This is a genomic window from Luteimonas terrae (assembly GCF_031457535.1).
GTDB classification, from domain to species: Bacteria; Pseudomonadota; Gammaproteobacteria; order Xanthomonadales; family Xanthomonadaceae; genus Luteimonas; species Luteimonas terrae_A.
Map to the genome: position 1 here is coordinate 146,194 of NZ_JAVDWO010000009.1, position 21,047 is coordinate 167,240.

Below are 21,047 nucleotides of genomic sequence, written 5' to 3' on the forward strand. Positions count from 1 at the left end.
CTTCAGCGCTGCAGATAGCGATTCGAGCGGATCAACGACCGGGAGCCCGCTCAATCCACCCGCCGCCAGGCCACCGTCGCCAGATACCCCGGCAACGGCGCGAACGCATGCAGATGCCAGTCCCCCGGCGTCCCCAGCGCCGGATCGCAGGCGACCAGCGCCCAGCCATCTTCGCGTGCGGCGAACTCCAGTCGATCGAGCCCGAACGACAGGCCATGTCCATGCGCCTTGAGTACGGCTTCCTTCGCGCACCACAGCTGCACGAAGGCGGCTTCGGCATCTTCGGGCGTTCGCTTCGCAAGCGCGGTGGCCTCGCTCGCAGCGAAGAAACGCTGCGCCAGCGCCATCGCCTGCGGACGCGGGCGCATCCATTCGATGTCCACGCCCACGGACACGCCGTCGCCCAGGGCGACCAGCAGCGCATCGCCGCTGTGGCTCCAGTTGCTGTCGAGACCGGAATCGCCGGGCACCTGCAATTGCGGACGGCCGCGGGCATCACGCGCGAGGACGATCTCGGTATCGGGGCGGCCGAGTGTCCCGGCCAGCCAGGGGCGCACCAGCGCTTCGGCGGACTGGCCGCGGCGGTAGTCCCGCCACGCGACGCGCACGGCCCCGGCGGCCAGGCTCATGGTTTTGCTGAACATCCCTCGCTGAACATCCGCACTTTGGCATCCCGCAGGCTGTCCAGCGTAAGCTAAAACAGCTGTTCCGCGGGCCGGACACGGCATACGGAACATCTTTTTGGAGTGGCAGCACGATGTCGGCAGTGGGTGTGGAACAGGGCGCGATGCGCATCGAAGGCTTGCATGGCGCAGGCGAGAGCCGACCGCTGGTCGAGGGCAATCCGTCGCGCGTGATTGCGTTCGACGGCAATGGCGTGGTGACGCTCGCGACATTCCTCGCCCATGTGCATGGCGTCGCTGCGCTGCTGCCGGACGCGCCGTTCGCGTTGAATCTGTGCGAAGACCGCTACCGCTTCCTCGTCGCGTTCTGCGCGGTCGCGTTGCGCGGCCAGACCACCCTGCTGCCGCCGGCGCGGACGCGCGGCGCGATCGACGACGTGCGTGCGCGTCATGCGCACAGCTATTGCATCGGTGATCGCGACGACTGCGGCTGCGATGCCGGGCATGCGGTGACGCATGCGCCCGCGCCGCCGCATTACGTGCGCCTGCCGGACCTGCTGCCCGCGCTCGATGGGAGCGTGCCCGATGTCGCGCTCGATGCGCTGGTGGCGATCGGTTTCACCTCCGGCAGCACCGGCGTGCCCGGCGCCAATCCCAAGACCTGGGCGACATTCCACACCGGCACGCTGCAGAACCTCGCCGCGCTCGCCGACCTGCATGGCGAGGCCACGCTGCCGGTCGTCGCCACCGTGCCGCCGCAGCATATGTACGGCATGGAGCTGTCGGTGCTGCTGCCATTGCTTGGCAATGTCGCCGTGCACGGCGCGCGACCGTTCTTTCCCGAAGACATCGCCGCGGCCCTGCGCGATGCACCGCGCCCGCCGCTGCTGGTGACCACGCCGGTGCATCTGCGCTCGCTGGTCGAATCGGGCGTCAGTCTGCCGCCGCTCGCCGCGATCGTCACTGCGACTGCGCCGCTGCCGCAGGCCCTAGCGGCCGCCGCCGAAGCGCGTTTCGGGTGTGAGGTGCGCGAACTGTTCGGTTCAACGGAGACATGCATTTTCGCGCGCCGCCGTACCGCGCACGAACAAGGCTGGACCCCCTTCGACGGCGTGCGCCTGCAGCCCGTGCCCGACGGCACCCTTGTACATGCGCCGCATCTGCCCGAGCCGCGCCTGCTGGCCGACATCGTCGAACTCGACGCGGCCGGCCGCTTCGAATTGCGGGGCCGCCAGGCCGACATGATCGAGATCGCCGGCAAACGCGCGTCGCTTGCCGATCTCACCCGTCGCCTGCTGGCGATCGTTGGCGTACGCGATGGCGTGATCTGCCAGTGTGATGCGCCCGGTGCGACCGGCGTGCGTCGCATCTTCGCCGCGGTCGTTGCGGATTCCGCGCTCGACGATGCCGCGCTACTCGACGCACTCCGCGCGGACGTCGACCCCGTGTTCCTGCCGCGCCGTATCCGCCGAATCGACGCGCTGCCTCGCAACGAGACCGGCAAGCTGCCCCGCGCTGCGCTGGAGGCGCTGTTCGACACAGACTCAAACTGAATACTGACGTGCCCGTCACGGAAGCGGGTGGATGCTTGCGCCGCACTTCGGGCCGGTATGCGCCCGCTCTCTCAGATGTTCGCGATCCGCCAACGGAGTACGTCCATGAATTTCCTCATCTACATCATCGTCGGCGGCATCGCCGGCTGGTTGGCCAGCATCCTCATGCGCACCAATGCGCAGCAGGGCATCCTGCTGAACATCGTCGTCGGCATCATTGGTGGCTTCATCGGTGGCTGGTTGCTGCCGATGCTGGGCGTGTCGTTTGGTGCAGGCTGGATCGGCTTCCTGCTGACCGCGCTGATCGGCGCGATCATTCTGCTGGCAATCGTCAACCTGTTCCGACGCGGCAGCGCGCGCTGATTTTTGAAGGCGCTGCAATGGTTCCGAGGGCCCGGCATTGCCGGGCCTTTTTTTGGAGCATGCCAGCCGGGTGAATTGCAGCCGGATCAACCGTGCCAGTTGACTCGCGCCGCGCGGTTGAAGCGGCGCGGCGATGTCGCGCGGGTCATCCGCGAAGCGACACCCACGCGGGTGCGTGATCGCTTGGGCGGTCCCATGTCCTGGGCTCGCGATCGATTCCAGACGCCACGGCCGTATCGCGCAACGCGTCGGACACCAGCGTCAGATCGATGCGTAGGCCGAGATCGCGGCGGAAGCCCGCCTGCCGGTAATCCCACCAGCTGAAAACACCCGCGTCCTCGTGATGCAGGCGGAACGCGTCATGCAGGCCGAGTCCAAGCAGGCCACGCAGGGCATCGCGCTCGGCGGTGGAGGTCAGGATGTGGCTGTCGTTCCAGACCGCTGGGTCGTGCACGTCGCGGTCGTCGGGGGCGATGTTGAAATCGCCGAGCACGACGAGTTTCGGATGCGCGGCCAGTTCGCGCTGCACCCATTCGTGCACGGCGGCCAGCCAGCGCAGTTTGTAGGCGTACTTGTCGGTGCCCACGTCCTGGCCGTTGACGACGTAGAGGTTGATCACACGCACGCCGTCGATGGTCGCGGCGATCACGCGCTTCTGTTCGTCCTCGAAGCCGGGAATGCCGATCTGCACGTCGTCGAGCGCGCGGTTGCGGGCAAGCAGGGCGACGCCGTTGTAGGTCTTCTGGCCAGCGAACACGCTGCGATAGCCGAGCGCGGCGAGCGCGGTGTCGGGAAAGCGCGCGTCCTCGAGCTTGGTTTCCTGGATGCCGACCACGTCGGGTTGCGCGTCGCGCAGCCACTGTTCGAGGTGCGGCAGGCGGACGTTGAGCGAATTGACGTTCCAGCTGGCGATCTTCATCGGCGCGGTTTGCGTTCCGGTGTGGCCGGCGATTGTACGCGGGCCGTTCACGACGTCGCGGGCATCGGCACCCCGCGTGCACGGGCGGTGCGCGACGCTGTCGGCCCCGGCGAACCGAGTGATCCCCGATGCGATTCCCGACGATTCCGCTGGCGGCCACGCTGCTGGCACTGGCGATGCCCGCTGCGGCGGCCCCGCCCAGCGAGACCGGCGCGCTGCTGGTCCGCAACGGCCACGTGCTGACGATGGATCCCGAGGTCGGCGATCTGCCGCGCGCCGACGTGCTGGTGCGCGATGGTCGCATCGTCGCGGTCGGCCCGGATCTCGAGCCGGGCGATGCGCGCGTGATCGACGCCGAAGGCGCCTACGTGCTGCCCGGCTTCGTCGACACCCATTCGCATCTGTATACGACCACGATGCGCGGTCAGTTCCGCAACGCCGACGGCGCCTATTTCGATACCGCCGAATCGCTGGCGCCGTCGATGACGCCCGACGATGTGCGCATCGCGATGCACATCGGCGCGCTGGAACTGCTCGACGGCGGCATCACCACGACCGGCGACTTCTTCGACAACGTGCGCTCGCCGGCGCACGGCGAGGCCGGCCTGCAGGCACTGGACGCGGCCGGCATCCGCGCGGTGCTGTACTACGGCGGGCCGGACAAGAGCACGCGGTATCCGATCGACGTCGAACACCTGTCGGCACTCGCGGCCACGCGCGGCGAGGAGGCGCGCGTGCGCATGGGCCTGGCCTGGCGGCTGCCGCGCGACCGCGACGACGCGACCAACTGGGCGATGCGCATGCACGAGCGCGATACCGCCCGCGCGCTCGGCCTGCCGGTGCAGGTCCACGTCAGCGTCGAGCCGGGGCCGATCTTCGATGCGCTGATCGCGCGCGACCTGCTCGCACCTGACCTCAGTCTGGTCCATGCGACCGATGCGACACCGGCGCAGCTGCAGGCGCTGGAGGCGGCGGGCGGCGCGCTGTCGCTGACACCGATCAGCGAGCACCGGGTCGGCTATGGCCCGACCCGCATCGATCATTTCGCGGCCTTACGCCGGCAGGGGCTCGGCATCGACGGCAATGCACTGGCCGGCCGGGGCGATATGTTCGCGACCATGCGCCTCGCGGCGCTGACCTGGAGCGGCGAGGCGCGCGACGAGACCGCGGTCGATCCGCGCGCGCTGCTCGAGCTGGCGACACGCCGCGGTGCCGACGCGCTGGGCCTGGGCGCGATCACCGGCACGTTGGTGGCCGGCAAGCGCGCCGACCTGCAGGTGATCGCGGCCGATTCGCTGCAGATGGCCGGCTTCGGCGGCGGCGACCCTGCGGCGCTGCTGGTCTATTCGGCGTCGCCGTCGGACGTGCGCACGGTCATCGTCGACGGCGTGCTGCTCAAGACGGACGGCGCACTACGCGATGTCGACCTGCCGCGACTGCGCGAGGCCGCGCAGCAATCCGCACGCGACCTGCTGCAGCGTGCGTCGCCGCGCTGAGCGCGTGGCTCAACGTACCAGGCGGTCGATGAGCGTTGCGATCCGCGCATAGGGCGGGCGCAGCCAGTCGCTCACCGCGAAGCGAGACTGCCACAGCACCGGCAGTGCCTTGGTCATCGCATCGAAACCGGCGCGGCCGTGATACGCGCCCATGCCGCTGGGACCGACGCCGCCGAACGGCAGCCGATTCGCGGCGAAATGCAGCAGGGTGTCGTTGACGGTCACGCCGCCGGCGACGGTGCGGGCGAGGATCGCTTCGGCCTGGGCGCGGTCGCCGAAGGGATACAGCGCCAGCGGCCGGTCGCGTGCTTCGACGAAGGCGATGGCCTCGTCGAGCGTGCGGTAGGACAGCACCGGCAGGATCGGCCCGAAGATCTCCTCGCGCATCACCTCGGCGTCGTCGCCGGGTTCGACGATCAGCGTCGGCGCGAGTGCGCGCGTGCCTTCGACCTCGAGCAGCGGCAGCACGGTCAGGCCGCGTGCACGCGCATCGTCGATCAGGCCGGTCAGTCGCGCGTGCTGCGCGTCGCTGACGATGTGCGTGTAATCCGACGCCCGCGCGCCGGCATCGGCATAGCGCGCCTGTACCTCGAAGCGCAGCGCCTCGAGCAGCGCATCGCGGCGCGCGGCATCGACGAGCACGTAGTCCGGCGCGATGCAGGTCTGGCCGGCATTGAACAGCTTGCCGGTGACCAGACGCGCCGCGGCCTTGTCGAGCGGATAGCCGGGGCAGACGATCGCCGGTGACTTGCCGCCGAGTTCCAGTGTCAGCGGGGTGAGGTTGGGCGCCGCCGCGGCCATGACCTTGCGGCCTACGGCGGTCGAGCCGGTGAACACCAGATGGTCGAACGGCAGACCTGCGAACGCGGCGCCGATGTCGGCATCGCCCAGTGCGACGGCGACGCGGTCAGGCGGAAACACTTCTGCCAGCAGCGAACGCAGGAACGCGCTGCTGCGCGGCGTGTGTTCGGACGGCTTGAGATAGACGTGATTACCGGCGGCGATCGCGGTCGCCAGTGGAATCAACGCCAGATTCACTGGGTAGTTCCATGGCGCGATCACGCCGACCACGCCCAGCGGCACCGGCCGGACTTCGGCGCGCGCCGGCCACAGCTTCCAGCCGGCGCCGACCCGGCGCGGGCGCATCCAGCCGCGCAGATGGCCGCGCAGCGCATCGATCTCCGACAGCACGGTCATGCCGTCGGCGATCAGCGATTCGGCGCGCGCGCGGTGACCGAAATCGGCCGAGATCGCATCGGCCATCTCGTCGAGACGACGCGCAAATGCAGCGCGCAGACGGGCGAGATCGTCGCGGCGCTGCGCGGCGTCGGGGCGACGGCTGCGCCAGGCCGCGCGCAGCGCGTCGAGCGTCGGTTGCAGGTCGGCGACGGGTGTCGAAGCGGGCAGGGCAGCATCCATCGCCGCAGTGTAGCCGCGGCCGTCGCGGCAATCCGGTGGAGCCGCAGGTAAACTTCAGCAATGGACCTCAGACCCTACCGGAACATCGCACCGACTCTCGGCGCACGCGTCTACGTGGATCCGGCGGCGACAGTGATCGGCGATGTCACGCTTGGCGACGATGTGTCGGTGTGGCCGGCGACAGTGATCCGCGGCGACGTCAACCACGTGCGCATCGGTGCGCGCACCAGCGTGCAGGACGGCACCGTGATCCACGTCAGTCATGCCGGACCACACGCCAAGCTCGGCGGGTTTCCGACTTTGATCGGCAGTGACGTCACCATCGGCCACAAAGCGGTGATCCACGCCTGCACGATCGAGGACGCGGCGTTGATCGGCATGGGCGCGCTGGTGCTCGATGGCGCCGTGGTGATGAAGCACGCCTTCGTCGCGGCCGGCGCGGTGGTGTCGCCGGGCAAGGTGGTGGGCGAGGGCGAACTGTGGGTGGGCAATCCGGCGCGCTGCGTGCGCAAGCTCGATGACGCGCAGATCGAAGGCCTGTACTACAGCGCCGCGCACTATGTGCGCCTCAAGGACGAATATCTCGCCGCGTTGGCGGGCTGAGCACGGCAGGGACGCCCACCACGCATGACCGACAGGGACGACGCGCAAACGCGCATGACCGCACGGAGCCGCGGCGCCTGATGCTCGATACCGTGCGCGAGGTCCATACGCCCGAAGGCGTCGCATTGCGACTGCCCGCCGCCGGCCCGGTGCCGCGCGCGGTGGCGTGGCTGATCGATCTGGCCATCCGCGGCGCGCTGCTGATGGCGATCTCGGTCGTGCTCGGCATGCTCGGCAAGTTCGGCTCGGGCATGTACATGATCGTGCTGTTCGTCGTGTTCTGGGGCTATCCGGTGGTGTTCGAAGCGCTGTACGGCGGGCAGACGCCCGGCAAGCGCGCGCTCAGCCTGCGTGTGGTGTCGGCCGACGGCGCGCCGATCGGCTGGATGGCGAGCTTCGTGCGCAATCTGATGCGCACCGTCGACATGCTGCCCTTCGGTTACGGCGCAGGCCTGGTCGCGAGCCTGGCCGATCCCTGGAGCCGGCGCCTGGGCGACATGGTGGCCGGCACGCTGGTGATCCACGCGCCGCGCGAGCGCACGCGCATCGACGCGCTGCAGATCGCGCCGCAGGCACCGGCCGTTCCATTGCAGGCGCACGAGCAGGTCGCGGTGATCGCGTTCGCCGAACGCGCGCATGCCTTGACCGGCGAGCGCCAGCAGGAACTGGCCGACATCGCCACACCGGTCACCGGTGCGCGTGGTGAGACCGGCGTGCTGCGGCTGCTCGGCGTCGCCAACTGGCTGCTGGGGCGACGCGCATGAGGCAGGACGCCTTCGTCGCCCGCCACGAGGCCGATTGGGACGCGTTCGAGCGCTGGCTCGATGCGCGCGAGGGCAGTCCGCGACGCGCGCGCGCGTCGCGTCGCGAATGGACCGGACTGGGCGACGAGGATGTGCCCTCGCGCTATCGCCGCCTGTGCCAGCAGCAGGCGCTCGCGCGGCGTCGCGGTTACAGCCCGCAGGTCACCGCACGTCTGCAGGCGTTGATGCAGCGCGGCCACAACGTGCTGTACCGGCCGCCGCCGCCGCCATGGCGCCGCGCGTTGCGCTTCCTGCTCGCTGATTTTCCGCGCCTGGTGCGCGCGCAACGTGGCTGTCTGTGGGCCTCGCTGGTGCTGTTCGCGGTACCGCTGGTGCTGCTGTTCGTGCTGATCCAGTTCTGGCCCGAGCTCGCCTACGGGGTGATGTCGCCCGAGCAGCTGGCGCAGATGGAAGGCATGTACGACCCGGCGCGCGCCGCCGAGCGTTTCGCGCGCGAGCGCCAGACCGACATGGAGATGTTCGGCTACTACATCTGGAACAACGTCAGCATCGGCTTCCGCACCTTCGCCAGTGGTCTGCTCGCCGGTGTTGGCACGATTTTCGTGCTGATCTTCAACGGGGTGGTCATCGGCACGGTCGCCGGGCATCTGCAGGCGATCGGCCACGGCGGCCCGTTCTGGCGCTTCGTCGTCGGCCATTCGGCGCCGGAACTGACCGCAATCGTCATCGCCGGCGCCGGTGGTTTGCGCCTGGGGCTGGCGCTGGTCGCGCCGGGCCAGTTGCGCCGCGTCGATGCGCTGGTGCAGGCCGGTCGCGATGGCGGACGGCTGTGTCTGGGCATCCTCGTCATGCTGGTGTTTGCGGCGTTCGTCGAAGCGTTCTGGTCGTCGACCGGCGCGATTCCAGACCCGATCAAGTTCGGCGTCGGCGGCGGTCTGTGGCTGTTGACCGGGCTGTGGCTGTGGCGCGGCGGACGCGGGGTGGCCGATGCGCGTTGAGACCGTGCAGGTGGAACTGCGACCGCGCACCGCGTGGGAGGCGATGGAGCTCGGCAACGCGCTGGTGCGCCGACATGCGCGCGCGATCTGGGGGCCGTCGCTGCTGCTCGGCCTGCCGGTGTTCGTCGTGCTCAACGCGCTGGGTTGGGCGATCGACCAGTTGTGGCTCGCAGCGCTCGCGCTGTGGTGGCTCAAGCCGGTGTTCGACCGCGTGCCGCTGTTCGTGCTCTCGCGCGCGGTCTTCGGCGCGGCCCCCGGCATGCGCGCCACGCTGGTCGCGCAATGGCGTTGGGGCTGGCGGCCACTGATCGGCCATCTGACCTGGCGGCGCTTCAGTCCGTGGCGCGCCGCGACCTTGCCGGTGGATCTGCTCGAAGGCCTGTCCGGCGCGCCGCTCGCGCAGCGGCGTCGGTTGCTGGCCGACGGCATCGGCGGCCACGCCCTGCTGCTGACCGTCATCTGCCAGCTGTTCGTGATCGCCCTGCTGCTGTCGCTGACGACGCTGGTACTGATGTTCGTGCCCACCGAACTGCTGTCCGAGTCGGCTCGGGCGATGTGGGCGTTGATCTCCGAACAGCCGCCGCGCTGGGTGCAGGTGCTCGGCAACCTCGCGTTCTGGATGGCGATCGGACTGGTCGAGCCGTTCTACGTCGGCGCGGGTTTCGGTCTGTACCTCAACCGCCGTACCCAGCTGGAAGCCTGGGATCTGGAGATCGCCTTCCGGCGCCTGCGCGCGCGCCTGGCGCCGGCGGTGACCCTGATGCTCGGCCTGCTGCTCGCCGGGCTGATGCTGGCGCCGGTCTCCGGACATGCGCAGGATCCGGCGACCGCCAGCGACGACAGCACGCGCGAGATCAATCCGACCAAGACCTGGCGGCCCGGCGAGCGGGCACCCGACGAGGCAGAGGCAGATGAGGCACAGGTGCCGACACTGCCGCAGGTGTTCGGCAACGTCGAGGACGGTGCCTCCTTCGAACGCGCGATCGAACGCGCCTATGCCGATCCGCTGCTCGACAACAAGCGCGAGGTCACGCGCTGGCAGCGCAAGAAAGTCGAGGAGAAGAAGCGGGAGCCGAGCGGCTCGTCCATGCCGAATACCGGCCTGCTGGCCGCGATCGCGCAGATCTTCGCGCTGATCGCCGAGTACGGGCTGTGGATCGTGCTGGCGATTCTCGTCGGCCTGCTGGCCTGGACCGCGCGGCACTGGTGGCCGTGGATGCGCGATACGTTGGGACCTGTGCGCGAGCCGAGCGAGATCGTCGTCGAAGCCGCGCCGCCGCCGCCCGAAGCGCTGCCACCGGATCTGGTGTCCGAAGTTCGCCGTCTGTGGGCCGAGGGCCGGCATCGTCGCGCGCTAGCGCTGCTGTATCGCGGCAGCGTCGAGGCGATGGCGACGCGCGCCGGCGTCACGCTCGTGCCGGGTGCGACCGAGGCGCAGTGCCTGCGCGCCTCGCGGCGCATGCCCGATGCGGAAGACCGCGATGCGTTTGCCGAGATGGTGCGCGTGTGGCAGCGCGCCGCCTATGGCCAGCGGTTGCCGGACGACGCTGGGCTCGACGCGCTGCTGGCGCGTCTGGCGCCGCGTTTCGGATGGTCCGCCTGATGCGCTGGCCCGCACGCCTCGGACTCGCCGCGATCGGCGCGTTGATCATCGCGCTGGCCGTGGTCTGGTTCCTGCACACGCACGAGCGTGTGTCCGAGACCGTCGACCTGCCTCCGCGCGGCGAGGCCGCCTACAACCCGCTTTATGCCCTGCGTGAGACCTTGCGTGCCGATGGTGTGGAAGCGCGCTCGCGCCAGCGCCTGCAGCTCTCCGGCGTGCCGCTCGCACCCCGCGACACCGTGCTGCTCTACAGCGAGCCGCGCACGTTGCTACCGTCCGAGGTCGACGCTCTGCTTGGCTGGGTCGACGGCGGCGGACACCTGCTGGTGCGCACGCCGCTCCCGCGTCGACGCGCGGATGCGGCGCGTGACTGGGATCTGCTCGAACGCCTCGGCGTCCACACCGTCGACGGGCGGACGCGGTGTGAACCGCTGCTGGTGACGGGGCAGGGCGGCCATGTCGAGTTCTGCAACGGGCGGCGGTTCCTGGTCGATGAGGCACCGCTTCTGGAGTGGGGCGACGGCGCGGAGGACGGCCTGGTATTCGCGCGGCTGGCGCATGGCGCCGGCACCATTGATGTGCTCGCCGATTTCGACTTCATGCGCAACGCCGATCTGCGCGAAGTGCCGCACGCGCTGCTGACCCGGCAACTGCTGGCGCCGAACTGGGGCGCGGGCACCGTGCATCTGGTGTACGCCGCCAGCGTGCCGCCGCTGTGGTACCAGATCCTCACCCGCGGCTGGATGGCGTGGGGACCGTTGCTGCTGGCCCTGCTCGCATGGCTGTGGATGCGCACCCAGCGGCTCGGCCCGGTGCTACCGGCGCCACCGGTCGCGCGTCGCGCGCTGCTTGAACACGTGGCCGCGAGCGGCGAACACCTGGTGCGCTACGGCCGCGCTCCGCTGCTCTACGACGCGGTGCGCGGGGCGTTTTTCGACCGACTGCGCCGGCGCGATCCCCTGGCTGCCGCGCTCGACGGCGAAGCCGGGATCGAGGCCGTCGCCGCGCGCACCGGCCTGTCGCCGCGCGATGTCCGCCTCGCGCTGCAGGCGCCCCGACCCGATGATGCGAAGGCGTTCCGCCAGCGCATCGCCCGACTGATCCAGATGCGAAACAACCTGTGAGGACGAACCCGATGAGAGCTGGAACATGACCGAGCTGCCCGTGCCCCCGTCCGCGCCGATCACTGGCGACGCCCTTGCCGCGCGCGTCGCCGCCGTCCGTGATGAAGTCTCCAAGGCCTTCATCGGCCAGCCCGAGGTCCTCGACCAGATTCTGGTCGCGCTGCTCGCTGGTGGGCACGTGCTGATCGAAGGCGTGCCCGGCCTCGGCAAGACGCTGCTGGTGCGCGCGCTGTCGGCAGTGCTCGGCTGCAACTTCGCGCGCGTGCAGTTCACGCCCGACCTGATGCCCAGCGATGTCAGCGGTCATGCCGTGTGGGACACCAAGAGCGAGACCTTCGTGGTCCGTCGCGGTCCGATCTTCACCAACCTGCTGCTCGCCGACGAGATCAACCGCGCGCCTGCCAAGACCCAATCGGCGCTGCTGGAAGCCATGCAGGAACAGCAGGTCACGATCGAAGGCCACAGCTTCGAGTTGCCGCCGCCGTTCATGACCCTCGCGACGCAGAATCCGGTCGAACAGGAAGGCACGTATCCGCTGCCGGAAGCGCAGCTCGACCGCTTCCTGCTGAAGGTGCTGATCGATTATCCCGAGCACGCGGACGAAGTCGCGATGGTGACTGCGATCAGCAGCGGCAAGGTCGCGGCCGATTTCGACCTGTCGCAACTTGAGACCGTGCTGCAGCCGGGCGAGATCGTCGCGTTGCAGCAGGGCACCGCGGCGACCGTCGTCGATGCGGCGGTGATCGACTACGCGGTGCGCATCGCGACGGCCACGCGCAAATGGCCGGGCATCGCACTTGGCGCCGGGCCGCGCGGCAGTCTGGCGCTGGTGCGCGCGGCGCGTGCGCAGGCGGTGCTGTCGGGTCGCGACTTCGTCACGCCCGACGACATCCGCGAGATCGCGACCCCGGCGCTGCGCCATCGCATCGCGCTGGCGCCGGAACTGCAGATCGAAGGGCAGGACGCCGACCAGGTGCTGCAGGCGCTGCTCGCGCGCGTGGAAGCGCCGCGCAAGTGAGTCCGTCGCGACGCCCGCACGCGAGCCGCCGCGCATGAGGCCGACGATCGTCCTCGTCGTGCTGCTGGTCGTCTGGGGCCTGGGCGGTGTGGCGGCGTCGCTGTGGCCTGCGGCAGTGCTGCCGTGGAATACGTTCGGCACGGCGCTGTTGCTGCTGTCGATCCTCGATCTCGTGCTGCTGCTGCGGCGCCCGACGCCGGACGTGGTGCGCACGATGGCCGAGGCCTGGCCGATCGGCATTGCGCGACCGGTGTCGCTGCAGATCGAGGGTGGCGCGCAGGTCCAGCATCTCGAGGTCTTCGATCTGCACCCGCCGGGCTGGCGCGTCGAGGGTCTGCCGCGACGTCTGCGGCTGACGCCGGATACCGTGTCGCGCGTCGACTACACCCTGCAGCCCGACATGCGTGGCGCGGCGGTGTTCGAAGGCGTGCAGCTGCGGCTGCGCTCACCGCTTGCGCTGTGGCGGCAGCGGCGCGAGGCCGGTACGCGACACCAGGTGCGCGTGTTTCCGAACTTCGCACCGCTGACCCGCTTCGCCCTGCTCAGCGCCGACCGCGCCTCGCGGCTGGTCGGCGCGCACATCAAGCGCCGCCGTGGCGAGGGCACGGACTTCCACCAGATGCGCGAGTACCGCGTCGGCGACAGCCTGCGCCAGATCGACTGGAAGGCGAGTTCGCGCGCCCGCAAGTTGATCTCTCGCGAGTACCAGGACGAGAAGAACCAGCAGCTCGTCGTCGTGCTCGACACCGGCCGCCGCATGCTCGCCCAGGACGGCGCGCTGTCGCATTTCGACCACGCGCTCGATGCCGCGCTGGTGGTGTCCTATCTCGCGCTGCGCCAGGGCGACGCGGTCGGCCTGTTCGCGACCGGTGGCGAGAGCCGCTGGATGGCCCCGCAACGCGGCATGGGCGCGGTCGACACCCTGCTGCGGGTCAGCCACGACCTGCAGCCGCAACCGGTGGCCACCGACTATCTCGCCGCTGCCACCGAACTGTCGCTGCGCCAGCGCCGCCGCGGGTTGCTGATGCTGGTCACCAACCTGCGCGACGAGGACATCGAGGATGTGCTCAGCGCGGTGCGCATGTTGCAGAAGCGGCATCTGGTCATCGTCGCGTCGCTGCGCGAGCGCGCGCTCGACGAGGTGCTGTCGGCGGAGGTGCGCGATCACGACGACGCGATCCGCGCCGGCGCCACCGCGCGCTATCTCGCTCAACGCAAGGCCGCGCACGACGCGTTGCGCAACCATCGCATTGCAGTCCTCGATGTGACCGGTGAAGAACTGCCGTCCGCGCTGGTGGAGCGCTATCTGGCGGTGAAGCGCGACGGCCTGTTGTAGCGCCCGTTACGACGTCAGCCGCGCGTGGTATGCCCGGCGCCACTGCCATTCGATGTCACCCGGGACCGCGCCCACGGCGCGCGGTCGGCGCTTCATTGCGCCGCGCAGATCTGGACCGGCGCCGGGCGCCCGAGCTCGCGCAGGGACAGCAGCACGATGCCGGTCAGGCTGAGGGCTTCGCCCACCAGCAGGCCGAGCGGTGCGCCGATCACGCCGAAACGCTGCATACCGGCATAGCTGACCAGCAGTGAAAGCACGGCGCTGACGGCCGACAGCGCGGCCAGGATTCGGAAACGCTGGCGGGCCACCAGCAGGTAGATCAACTGGTCGCGCATCACCATCAGCACGAACACGCCCGACCAGAGCACCAGCAGCGTGTCAGCGTGTTCGAACTGTTTATTGAGGACCGTGGCGAAGATCCAGTCGCGGGTCAGCCAGAGTACGGCCAGGTAGACCAGCGCGCCCGCCGCGACGCCGCTGGCAAACAGGCTCAGCCGGCGCAGCACCGCCGCCGGGCCCAGGGTGTGCAACCAGCCGGAGGCCAGCGGGAGCATCAGCGCACCGATGCCGGTGGAGAGCAGATTGATCGGCATCAGCAGCAGTCGTGTCGCAGCGATGGCGGCGATGGCGGCCACGTCCAGGGTGCCGGCGACCAGGTAGTTGTAGCCGTGGCTGTAACTCCAGTGGATGACCGCGCCGGTCACCGCCCAGGCGCCGACCGGCGCGATGCGCCGCAGGATGCCGTGGTCGCCCGTCATGTCCCAGGCTTCGCGGCTGCGCAACAGGCGCTTGAGCAGGGTGCCTCCGACCAGCGCGGCAAGGCCCAGCAGCACCGTGGTCGCCATCGCCGGGCTCGGCATGAGGCTGGTGGCGAGCACGCCGCCGACCAGCAGGACCACATAGGCCGTGTCGGCCCTGAGCACTTCAGCGGAGCGGCGGTAGGCCAGCAGCACCATGCGGAAAAATTCGCGTCGCAGGGCCGCCGCAGCGGTGCAGATGGTCACCAGCACCAGCGGGCCGGTCTGCCGGTCGAGCACGCCGGAGCCCCACAGCAGCACCGTGCCGACGCCCGCGACCAGGACCATGAGGTGGCTCCAGCGGCGCTGTTCGCGATAGATGGCGCCGGTCAGTCTGCCGCGACCTTCCCGGTCGAGCGTGGTCATGCGATGGATCATCGCCGGACCGATGAAGGAGCTCTGCAGCGATGCCATCAGCATCAGCATGCTGGTGACGAGGACGAAGTAGCCGTACTGCAGTTCGCTGGCATGGCGGATCAGCAGCAGCCCGACGGCGAGGCTGCCTGCCGACAGCAGCGCCTGGTCGATCACGGCGCCGCTGAACATCCGGACGAAGAATCCGCGCGTTTGCGGCTTCATGGGCGGCGTTGGGTCCGGACCCAGCCTGCCGTGCGTGGCCGCAGCATGGCCAGCAGCTTCCAAAGGACGAAGCCCGGCGCAGCGGCGAGATCGAGCAGACCGCGCGATCCGGTGCCGCTGAGCTGCCAGCCGCGCAGCACGTAGAGCGCGATGGCGAGCAGGGAGACTGCAGGCCACATCAGCCAGAACCCCAGGGCGGGCTGCCATGCGGCGGCGGCCGCGGCCAGCGCGAGCAGCGCCACTGCCGACAGGGCCAGAGACGACAGCGGCGGGACCAGCAGGTCGAGTGCGAGGTCCAGGCACAGGCTGCTGGGACGGCGCAGACCTGCGTACAGCAGAGGCAGCGCGTGCTGCCGTGTGAGTGCAAAACGACCCTGTTCCCAACGCTGCCGCTGCGGTGCCGCGGTGGCGCCTCCAGCTTCCATGTCGCCGTCGGCGTGGGCCTCGTCGGCATAGTGCACGCGCACCCCGGCCAACCCCAGATGGATGCTGTATTCCAGGTCCTCGGTCAGCGAGTAGGCGCGATAGGGAACCTGGTGCAGCAGGCCATGGGTGACGCACCAGCCGTTGCCGCGCAGGCCGCAGGACAGACCCATGCGCTCGCGCCCGCGCGAACGCACGATGTGGAAGGCGCCTTTGGCGATGGTCATCAGGCGCGTGCGCCAGGAGGCGAGGGGATTGCGCACGCCGTAGTGCGCCTGCACCGCGCGCGCGCCCTGCTCCAGGCGCGTGGCGAAGGCCTCGAGCAGGTTGGGCGAAACCCCGGTGTCGGCATCGACCACGGCGACCGCATCGGCAAGTCCGTCGCGGCGACTGGCCGCGAAGGCGAAGGCCAGGGCATGGCCCTTGCCGCGCAGGCGTGCGTCATGACGTTCGAGCACCTGCGCGCCGGCGTCGCGGGCAATCGTGGCGGTGGCATCGGTGCAGTTGTCGGCGACGACCAGGATGCGGAAGCGGTCGCGCGGCCAGTCGATCGCCTGCAGGCTGGCGATCGTGCGGGCGATGCCGCCAGCCTCGTCGTGCGCCGGCACCACGATGTCGAAGCGCAGGTGCCGGCGCGATGGGGGCTGCGGCCGCGGCTGGCCCGACAGCAGGGTCAGCAGCAGCAGGTACAGACTGCCGAGCAGGGGCAAGGCCAGCAGCAGGAATCCCACCGACGCGATCACGGACATGTCACGCGTACTCCCGATAGTGCCAGCCCCAGAAAACGGTCAGTTTTCCGAGATTGGCGGAGGCTTTGGTCATCCAGTGCACGGCGTGGTGGCGGCCGAAGGGCAGGCTCAGCGGCGTCAGCAGCGTGGCCGCCAGCAACTGCGCGGCGGCGCGGAGCACCAGTCGCGCGCGCGCGCCCAGACTGTTGGATCCATAGCGCCCTGCCAGGGTATGGCGGGCGAAGTCCTGGCCGCCGCGCAGCGCCCTGCGCAGCAGCCAGCCCAGGGTCAGGCGTGCGGACTCCACCGGTTCGTGCACCACCGCCTCGTCGCACCACACCAGGTGGGCGCCGGACTGCGCCAGGCGCGTCAGCAGATCCCCGTCCTCGCCGCCGGTCAGGCCGTAGGCGGGATCGAAGGGCGCCGGCCCGTGCAGCAACGAGGCGCGCAGGATCAGGTTGCCGAAGCGCAGGCGGTTGGGCGGCACCGGCTGGCCGCTGCGCAGGCGTGTCCAGTCGTAGAAACGGCCGCGACGTATCCACGCCGGCGCGTTCGCAGGCAGCACCGGCACGACCGGTCCCAGCACGCCGTCAGCCGCGTGGTCTCGGACGGCACTGCAGAGCTGGTCCAGCCAGGCGGCGGGGGCACGCTCGTCGTCGTCGATGAAGGCGATCCAGTCGCCGCCGGCCAACGCCACGCTGTGGTTGCGGGTCAGCGAGATGTTCTTGACCGGTTGCCGGTCGTATCGCACCGGAAAGGGCAGGCCGATGGCGAGGCGCGCGGCGACCACCGCCTCGGCGCTGGCGTCGGGATCGTTGTCGACGATGACCAGTTCGTCGGGTGGGCGTGTCTGCGCCGCAAGGTCGTCCAGCAGCAGCGCCAGCCGATCGGGACGGCGGTATGTAGCGATGCACAGACTCACGTTCATGCGGGCGTCCTGTCGATGCGGCTGGCGGCGTTCACCATGGACAGCAGTTCCTTGCGCGCCCGGAACAGGTTCCAGCCCAGCAGCGCCGCCGCCGTCCAGTCCAGCAGCGGCGCGATGCCCACGGCCAGCGCGAGCAAGCCGCTCAGCACCCCGAAGAACATCAGCCGCACCAGATGGAAGCGGGTGTCGGGCCATTCGCGGCCGCCGATGCGATAGAGGAGATACGGCGTCCAGCGCGCCAGCACGTGGGCACCCAGCGCCATCGCGCCGACGGGGCTGATCGGCACCAGGACCGCGAAGGCCGCCGCGCGCGCCAGCTGCAGGCCTGCGAACGGCCAGATCCGGGTCTGCTTGTCCAGACGGTTGTAGAAACGGAAGCTCAGCTGCAGCGCCAACAGCAGGCCGGTCCAGATGGCGAGGTCGCCGATGCCGGGCGGCGCGGGCCAGCGCAGCACAGTGATGGCCAGTGCGGCGCTGCCCAGCGCCCAGATCCACGGCCGCACCCTGGGCGTGGCGACGGGCGCGGCGTGATAGGCCGCGCTGAGCTTGGGGTCGGACTCGTAGCGGGCGGCGACGCGATCGTTGTCGACGTAGCCCAGTTCGTAGATCGTCCAGAACGACAGCAGCAGCAGACCCAGGCCCAGCACATGCAGGACCGGCAGGGCGGCCAGCCCCACCGATGCCAGCACCCAGAAAACGAAGTCCTCCTGCAGGATGCCGCGGACGATGTAGCGCTCGCCGGGTCGCTTGACCTGGCTGAGGTATTGCCCGGGCAGATACGTCCGCGCCAGGGCCGAGCGGAAGCGGGCGCCCGGCCAGATGGTCAGCAGCGGCCGCCGGCAGGCATCCAGCAGCGGCAGGTCGTCCAGGGAGTCACTCAGCACCAGGGCGTCGCCCACGATGCGGTCGCCGAGCTGCTCCTGGGCCATCCGCAGCTTGCCGATGCGGCGATCGCGCGCCGAGGACAGGCCGGCGGCGATGACCTGGTGGACGGACAGCCCCAGACCGGCGACCAGCGCGCCGACAATCGGCGCGAAGCCGTTGGTGATGATGATGACGGCTGACGAACGATGCGCATTGAGCGTGTCGATCAGCGGCTGGTTGGCGTGTTCGGCCGCCAGTCGGTGCGCTCGTCGCCGCCAGCGCCCGCGCGTCCAGGGCATCAGCAGGCCGATCGTGCGCACCCGCCAGAAATCGCGGGTCGCCGGGCCGCCGGTCCAGCGCCAGGGCTTCAACAGGTCCAGCACGCGCAGCAGCACGATCGCGACGAGGCCGGGACACGCGCAGTCGATGAAGTCTTCGGTCGAATTGCGCAGGTAGAGGGTTTCGTCCAGGTCGATCAGCAGCGGGCCGTCGAAATCGCGGATTGCGGACAGCGCGGCCCTCGGCGACCGGCTGTGCGTGCTCAGGCGTACGGCGGTCGTCATGACGCGGTGGCTTCGGAATGCGCCGCGGACGCGGCGTCACCGCACAACACCGCAGCGCAGTGGTGCAACGCGGTCGAGTGCGCGGGGCGACACGCACGCCGCTCGCCCCGGTGCTGTCGTGCGTCGCGGGTGGGCACGGCGTTCATCGCGGCCCGCCCGTGGGGGCCGCGATGAGGGACCCAGGCGGCAACGCCCGCAGCGGAACCGAACGGTATTCTCCGGCCTCCGCGGATCGCGGCCTGCCGAACGCGCCCTGGAGCCGGTGCTCCAGCAGTGCGCGCGACAGCGACACGCTGGCCGCGGTCATGACCACCATGCTCAGCGTGGTGACGTTGAGCCAGTGCGATTCCGACAGATTGTTCACCGCCTGCTGGAAAAAGATCGCCAGGTACAGCGCGGCCTGGCCGCGGTCGATCTTCATCAGCTGCAGGCACTGGGCCACGTGGACGACCAGGTAGCCCAGCAGCACGAGCAGGCCGATCCCCCCCAGGTCGTTGGCGATATCGATATAGCCGTTGTGGCCGGAGCCCGGGTAGAAATACAGCAGGCGCACCATCTCGTAGGCGGGCGAGCCCTGGATCGGCCCGATCCAGTACGCGCCATAGCCACCGCCCAGCCAGGGGTGCAGCCGGATCTGTTCGATCACGATCGCCCAGATCTCAGTGCGGCCGGTAAAGGTGAGGTCCTTGCCGGTGATCGCAGTGATCGGGGTCAGCAGCACCTCCAGCCCCGGGACCAAGCGCAGCACCGCCAGCGAATAGGCCAGCAGCACGGCCGCGAACAGCGCCGTCAGCCATGGCATCCAGCGACGCAGCCCCTTGGGCGAGCGCATCAGCATCAGCAGGAAGATGCAGGTGAACGCACTGGTGACCAGCGCCGTGGAACTGCGCGACAGCAGCAGGCAGGCGACGGCGACGGCCGCGCCGCCCAGTGCCGGCAGCCGCCGGGTATCGCGCGCAAGCCCCGCGTGCAGCCAGAAGATCAGGCCCAGGCACGCCAGGGTGCCGAGACTGTTCTTGTGGTTGGTCAGGCCGCGCCAGGCGCCTGCCAGTTCGGCGGCGCTCTCGCTGTGGATGGCCAGGTGCGGAAAGGCCAGGCCGAACAGCAACGAGCCGACCAGCAGTGCCGTGACGATCGGGCGCAGGACCTGCTGGAACCGTCGCGGATGCCAGGCCACCAGGACCATCGCGCCCACGCACAGCAGGATCGCGGCGACCCGGATCATCCGGCGCAGGGTGATCCCCGGCTCGATCGACCACAGCGTACTGGCCACGGCCAGGATCACGAAGGCGAGCAGAAACGGATTGAACCAGCGCACCAGCAGCCAGGCGAGACCGCCGCGCCACAGCAGGAACGCCGTGCCCAGACCGATCAGTGTCAGCCATTGCAGGCGGCTGACCGCACTGCCGGAGGTCGGCATGTCATTGGTGGTCAGGGCCGAGTAGTCGAAGCCCTCGGGCACGGTGATGAGCACCACCAGCGCCCAGACCATGGCCGCGAGCAGCCACGAGAACCGGTCGTCGCGGATCCAGGACGCGCCATCGTCATGCGCGGGCGGAAGGCCAGCGGCCGCCGGTGCGTGGGGCAGGTTGCCGGAGACGGCCATGGGGTCAGAAGTGATTGATGACCGAGCCCAGGATCTGTGCCTGGGTGGCGGCCAGGCGGCGCAGCATCTGCCTGGTGTCGTGGTAACGCGTGTGCTGGGCGCGGGTCAGCACCAGTCCGCGCCGTGCCAGGTTGACCACGGCCAGACCATCGGCATAGGTGTCCAGCGGCGGGGTGTCGATGATGATGAACGCGTAGTCCTGGCGCCATTGCGCGAGTGCGTGCTCGAAACCGGGGCCGGACAACAGTTCCAGTGCATTGGACGGCGGCGTCCCGGCGGGAAGCAGCATTAGGTTCGGCATCCCGCTGACCGGAAAGAGGCGTGGCGGGAGCCGCTCGGTGAGCATCTGCGACAGGCCTTGGCGATTGTCGATACCGAACAGCATGTGCTGGCGCGGATGCCGCATGTCGGCGTCCAGCAGCAGCGTCGGCCGGCCCAATTGCGCGAAGGTGATGGCCAGTTCCGCAGCCAGCTGCGAACGCCCTTCGCCGCGTCCGGCGCTCAGCAGTGTCACCACATCCGCGCCGCCAGTGTCGTCACGGCGCAGCATCAGTTCGGTGCGCAGGGCGCGCATCTGCTCGCTGCGTGCGGCATGCGGCTGGTGCGCGGAAATCAGCGACTCGTCCGGATAGGCCAGGCCACCGACCAGGGCGTGGTCGGGCTGGATCGTATCAGCGTCGCGTTCCGTGTCGACCGGCTCGCCAGGTGTCGCCGTGGGTGTGTCCATCACTTCGATCATG

At 69.7% G+C, this 21,047-nt stretch carries 19 protein-coding genes; 10 read left to right on the forward strand and 9 right to left on the reverse strand.

Translation table 11 applies throughout. The features are described 5' to 3' along the window. Positions 1-50: 50 nt before the first annotated feature. Entirely contained in the window at positions 51-644 is a 594-nt protein-coding gene (locus J2W68_RS12135; protein WP_310236240.1) for a 4'-phosphopantetheinyl transferase family protein, read from the reverse strand. Between the two features lie 149 nt (positions 645-793). Between J2W68_RS12135 and J2W68_RS12140 the strand changes: the two genes are divergently transcribed. Together J2W68_RS12140 and J2W68_RS12145 are read left to right on the forward strand one after the other, a co-directional pair. Continuing rightward, positions 794-2,176, forward strand: coding sequence for an AMP-binding protein (locus J2W68_RS12140; protein WP_430539727.1), 1,383 nt, complete (start codon positions 794-796; stop codon positions 2,174-2,176). A 105-nt stretch (positions 2,177-2,281) separates the two neighbouring features. Further along, the gene (locus tag J2W68_RS12145; protein ID WP_310236241.1) at positions 2,282-2,539 is read left to right on the forward strand and encodes a GlsB/YeaQ/YmgE family stress response membrane protein; all 258 of its coding nucleotides are present in this window, start codon (positions 2,282-2,284) and stop codon (positions 2,537-2,539) included. A 145-nt stretch (positions 2,540-2,684) separates the two neighbouring features. Here the strand turns inward: J2W68_RS12145 and xth are convergent, their stop codons facing one another. Then, complete coding sequence (xth, locus tag J2W68_RS12150; RefSeq protein WP_310236243.1) at positions 2,685-3,458, reverse strand: exodeoxyribonuclease III; 774 nt, start codon at positions 3,456-3,458, stop codon at positions 2,685-2,687. 128 nt (positions 3,459-3,586) lie between these two features. Between xth and J2W68_RS12155 the strand changes: the two genes are divergently transcribed. Then, on the forward strand, positions 3,587-4,954 hold the full coding sequence (locus J2W68_RS12155) for an amidohydrolase family protein (RefSeq protein WP_310236245.1): 1,368 nt from the start codon (positions 3,587-3,589) through the stop codon (positions 4,952-4,954). A 9-nt stretch (positions 4,955-4,963) separates the two neighbouring features. Here J2W68_RS12155 and J2W68_RS12160 read toward each other — a convergent pair whose 3' ends face one another. After that, complete coding sequence (locus J2W68_RS12160; protein ID WP_310236247.1) at positions 4,964-6,373, reverse strand: coniferyl aldehyde dehydrogenase; 1,410 nt, start codon at positions 6,371-6,373, stop codon at positions 4,964-4,966. A 60-nt stretch (positions 6,374-6,433) separates the two neighbouring features. On the opposite strand from J2W68_RS12160, the gene J2W68_RS12165 reads away from it, so the two are divergent. The 7 genes from J2W68_RS12165 to J2W68_RS12195 all read left to right on the forward strand — a co-directional run bounded on the left by J2W68_RS12165 (position 6,434) and on the right by J2W68_RS12195 (position 13,819). Then, on the forward strand, positions 6,434-6,976 hold the full coding sequence (locus J2W68_RS12165; protein WP_310236249.1) for a gamma carbonic anhydrase family protein: 543 nt from the start codon (positions 6,434-6,436) through the stop codon (positions 6,974-6,976). An 80-nt stretch (positions 6,977-7,056) separates the two neighbouring features. Further along, positions 7,057-7,740 carry an RDD family protein gene (locus J2W68_RS12170; protein WP_310236251.1) on the forward strand — a complete coding sequence of 228 codons (684 nt, stop codon included), beginning with the start codon at positions 7,057-7,059 and terminating at the stop codon, positions 7,738-7,740. Continuing rightward, on the forward strand, positions 7,737-8,738 hold the full coding sequence (locus tag J2W68_RS12175; RefSeq protein ID WP_310236253.1) for a stage II sporulation protein M: 1,002 nt from the start codon (positions 7,737-7,739) through the stop codon (positions 8,736-8,738). Before J2W68_RS12170 ends, J2W68_RS12175 begins: the two co-directional genes overlap by 4 nt. After that, entirely contained in the window at positions 8,728-10,341 is a 1,614-nt protein-coding gene (locus J2W68_RS12180) for a DUF4129 domain-containing protein (protein ID WP_310236256.1), read from the forward strand. The genes J2W68_RS12175 and J2W68_RS12180 overlap by 11 nt, the downstream gene beginning before the upstream one ends. Next, complete coding sequence (locus J2W68_RS12185) at positions 10,341-11,465, forward strand: DUF4350 domain-containing protein (RefSeq protein WP_310236258.1); 1,125 nt, start codon at positions 10,341-10,343, stop codon at positions 11,463-11,465. Before J2W68_RS12180 ends, J2W68_RS12185 begins: the two co-directional genes overlap by 1 nt. A 25-nt stretch (positions 11,466-11,490) precedes the next feature. Next, the gene (locus J2W68_RS12190) at positions 11,491-12,483 is read left to right on the forward strand and encodes an AAA family ATPase (protein WP_310236260.1); all 993 of its coding nucleotides are present in this window, start codon (positions 11,491-11,493) and stop codon (positions 12,481-12,483) included. Positions 12,484-12,517: 34 nt separating this feature from the next. Continuing rightward, positions 12,518-13,819 carry a DUF58 domain-containing protein gene (locus tag J2W68_RS12195; protein ID WP_310236263.1) on the forward strand — a complete coding sequence of 434 codons (1,302 nt, stop codon included), beginning with the start codon at positions 12,518-12,520 and terminating at the stop codon, positions 13,817-13,819. Between the two features lie 92 nt (positions 13,820-13,911). Here J2W68_RS12195 and J2W68_RS12200 read toward each other — a convergent pair whose 3' ends face one another. The 6 genes from J2W68_RS12200 to J2W68_RS12225 form a co-directional block, all read right to left on the reverse strand. Beyond that, positions 13,912-15,195, reverse strand: a complete 1,284-nt coding sequence (locus J2W68_RS12200; RefSeq protein ID WP_310236265.1) for a lipopolysaccharide biosynthesis protein — start codon at positions 15,193-15,195, stop codon at positions 13,912-13,914. Next, a complete protein-coding gene (locus tag J2W68_RS12205; RefSeq protein WP_310236267.1) occupies positions 15,192-16,367 on the reverse strand; it encodes a glycosyltransferase family 2 protein in 1,176 nt (391 codons plus the stop codon). Before J2W68_RS12205 ends, J2W68_RS12200 begins: the two co-directional genes overlap by 4 nt. 1 nt (position 16,368) lies before the next feature. Further along, positions 16,369-17,274 carry a glycosyltransferase family 2 protein gene (locus J2W68_RS12210; RefSeq protein WP_310236269.1) on the reverse strand — a complete coding sequence of 302 codons (906 nt, stop codon included), beginning with the start codon at positions 17,272-17,274 and terminating at the stop codon, positions 16,369-16,371. Continuing rightward, positions 17,271-18,701, reverse strand: a complete 1,431-nt coding sequence (locus J2W68_RS12215) for a haloacid dehalogenase-like hydrolase (RefSeq protein WP_310236271.1) — start codon at positions 18,699-18,701, stop codon at positions 17,271-17,273. Before J2W68_RS12215 ends, J2W68_RS12210 begins: the two co-directional genes overlap by 4 nt. Before the next feature lie 142 nt (positions 18,702-18,843). Beyond that, positions 18,844-20,307, reverse strand: a complete 1,464-nt coding sequence (locus J2W68_RS12220) for an O-antigen ligase family protein (RefSeq protein WP_310236273.1) — start codon at positions 20,305-20,307, stop codon at positions 18,844-18,846. A 4-nt stretch (positions 20,308-20,311) separates the two neighbouring features. Continuing rightward, the gene (locus tag J2W68_RS12225; RefSeq protein WP_310236275.1) at positions 20,312-21,046 is read right to left on the reverse strand and encodes a CpsD/CapB family tyrosine-protein kinase; all 735 of its coding nucleotides are present in this window, start codon (positions 21,044-21,046) and stop codon (positions 20,312-20,314) included. Position 21,047: the final 1 nt, after the last annotated feature.